Source organism: Kocuria sp. (assembly GCF_030536815.1).
GTDB lineage: Bacteria > Actinomycetota > Actinomycetes > Actinomycetales > Micrococcaceae > Kocuria > Kocuria gwangalliensis.
Window position 1 is genome coordinate 250 of the sequence record NZ_JAUNPE010000237.1, and the last position, 2,396, is coordinate 2,645.

A 2,396-nucleotide genomic window follows, 5' to 3' on the forward strand; every position below is an offset into this window, starting at 1 on the left:
ATATTTTTTCCGTCCATGTCGATCTGGACGGTTACGGAAATTTTATGGTCCACTCGTGCGGCCTTCCTCCATAGGTGGGGGTGGCCGCGGCTTGACCTACAGCTAAGCCCAATGGACTACCAGTGAGTAGGGAACGTTTTCCCAGATAAGCGGTAATTTGGACGCAAAGTGTTAACGTTCAAAATGAGTGCGACCGGGCCCGCCGCCCATTTTTGCCACCAGCTCGGCGGCGAGGTCACGCAGCTTGATATTGCGGTGGTTGGAGGCCGCAGTGAGGATATCCACGGCCTCACCTTGCGAACATCGGTTCTGTCCCATGACGATCCCCACGGCAAGGTTGATCACCGTGCGTGAGTTGATGGCGGCCGTCAGGTCCTTTTCTACGTCCCGCTGACTTTCCAACCTCAAAGCGAGACGCAGTGCGCTGGAGACGGCCGCGACTTCCTGCTCGATCAGCTCCACCGCGGGGACGTCGAAGGCGCGGGGACGGGTCGCATAGACATCCAGTCCCGCGGCGGCCCCGCTTTCCAGCTCCATGGGTACCCCCAGAATCGAGTAGGTTCCCATTTCCGCCGCGGCTTTCCCATACTCCGGCCAGCGAGTATCCGATCGAGTATCGGGGACGTACACCACCTGTTTGTCCCGGGCTGCGGTCAGGCAGGGACCATCGCCGTGATGGAACTGGAGCTCATCAAGGTCTTCCAGGAGCTCGTGCGAAGAAGCCATTGGAGTGGTGCGCTTGGGGCGCAACAGGGTCACTGAGCAATAGACCTCGTTCCGGTTATCGGAAATAGTCCGGGCCAGGTTGACCGTGAAAACGTTGAGAAATTCGGAGATGTTTTCACTGTCGAGCAGCAGTTGTTGGATCTGCTCGTCTGAAAGGTCGTCGGCCTCGCGGTCGGTCATGGACTGCTCCTTTGCAGCTGTGCCGAACTCCCCGAACGGATCGATTCGGGGCCAGAAGTTTCAGCCCAGTCTAGTCTTCCACGACCTCTTTGCCTTCAGGGTCTTCCCGTTCATCGGGAGTCGGCCCGTCAACCGGTGAGGTTCGACGGCGCAGGATATCGGCCGAGTACGGAGCCCGAGGGGGAGCCTGCTCTGCGAGGAGTTCATTAGCGGCTTGGGCGAGGAGGTCGCGTTGGAGGCGCGGCAGGACCAAGGAGTGGTGGAGGAAGGCGTCCATCTCGAACTCGCTGATGCTCCCACCAATGCTGAAGAAATACAGCCACAAGCGACCTTGGTCTATATTGGCTGCGCGCATGGTCGCCAATAACTGTCGCGCCTGTTCGTAGCCGACAGAAGCGTCATCGGACTCATGTGATTTCACGGTGATTCGCCCTGCTTCTCCCAATCAGTCAAGATTTCGGAGGCCACGTCGATGACGCGGCGATTGCTGGTTCTCGCCCGTTCCAGCAAACGGGTGCGCGCTACATCCCGGTTCAAATGCTCCTGAGCCATGAGGACACCCGCAGCCAAGCCGATGGTGTCCCGTGTGGTCAAAGCGTCCGTCAACGCTTTACTCAGTCGCACCGGGGTGTCGATGCTCTGCGCTGTGCCCAGCAGCGTGGCAGCGGCATCGGCCAGCAATCCTAGAAGGTGCACCTCTGTCTCGCCAAAGGCATGGGGCTCTGCCGCGTAGACCTTCAAGGCACCAACATGACGTCCTCGGTAAATCATGGGGGAGCTCAGGATCGATCCGATCCCCATGGAGGACACGGCCCCGATCCAATCCGGCCAGCGGGTTTCGGTGGCGGTGTCGTCTACACGTTGGGGTTCACAGGTTGCCCATGCGCTCAAGCAGGGGCCTTGTCCCAATTCGTATTGCCGGCGCCGGTTGCGGAGGGAACGGTCTGATGAGCGGCCCAAGCGAGTTTGCTGGCCGCAGAGGTGGCGTCCTTCTCGTTCAGGATCATCCCGGACAGGTGCGCGAAGATCCTACTGAGTTCAACGGGTGTGGAATCAAATGACATGATGTGCGCAGTTCTTTGGGTGGCCGGTCAAAGTGGGATGGCATCTGCCCCAAAGTGATATGCGAGTTTCCAGCCGAAGTCAGAAAATCAACTTACGAACCACTGTACTCGGGAAGTGCGGTTTCACTCGGGAAGGTGACAGGTGATTCTTAGAGCTCGAGCACCCGCGCGTGGATGACCGAGCGATGGTGGAGCGCGGTACGGAGGGCACGGTGGACGCCGTCCTCCAGGTAAAGCGTGCCGTTCCAGGAGACGACATGCGGGAAAAGGTCACCGAAAAAAGTGGAATCGGCGTCCAGGAGTTTTGACAGATCCAGCATGGACTGTGTGGTCACCAGGTCGGCGAGTCTCACTTGCTTGGGTGGAATTTTCGACCAGTCAGAGGGTGTGACCAGGCCGTGTTCGGGGTACGGGCGTGAATCGCCC

The 2,396-nt window shown here is 59.2% G+C and carries 5 protein-coding genes; all 5 read right to left on the bottom strand.

Annotation, left to right across the window (positions count from 1 at the left end):
* Positions 1-171: 171 nt before the first annotated feature.
* Positions 172-906 carry a GAF and ANTAR domain-containing protein gene (locus Q4E95_RS12615; RefSeq protein WP_303383634.1) on the bottom strand — a complete coding sequence of 245 codons (735 nt, stop codon included), beginning with the start codon at positions 904-906 and terminating at the stop codon, positions 172-174.
* A 70-nt stretch (positions 907-976) separates the two neighbouring features.
* Positions 977-1,327: a hypothetical protein gene (locus tag Q4E95_RS12620; RefSeq protein ID WP_216823132.1), complete on the bottom strand. Its 351-nt coding sequence runs from the start codon at positions 1,325-1,327 to the stop codon at positions 977-979.
* Positions 1,324-1,866, bottom strand: coding sequence for a GAF and ANTAR domain-containing protein (locus Q4E95_RS12625; RefSeq protein WP_368660334.1), 543 nt, complete (start codon positions 1,864-1,866; stop codon positions 1,324-1,326). Before Q4E95_RS12625 ends, Q4E95_RS12620 begins: the two co-directional genes overlap by 4 nt.
* Positions 1,794-1,970, bottom strand: coding sequence for a hypothetical protein (locus Q4E95_RS12630; RefSeq protein WP_303383636.1), 177 nt, complete (start codon positions 1,968-1,970; stop codon positions 1,794-1,796). Before Q4E95_RS12630 ends, Q4E95_RS12625 begins: the two co-directional genes overlap by 73 nt.
* Before the next feature lie 149 nt (positions 1,971-2,119).
* Positions 2,120-2,396: type II toxin-antitoxin system VapB family antitoxin (locus Q4E95_RS12635; RefSeq protein ID WP_303383637.1), on the bottom strand; the 277-nt coding region annotated here is incomplete at its 5' end.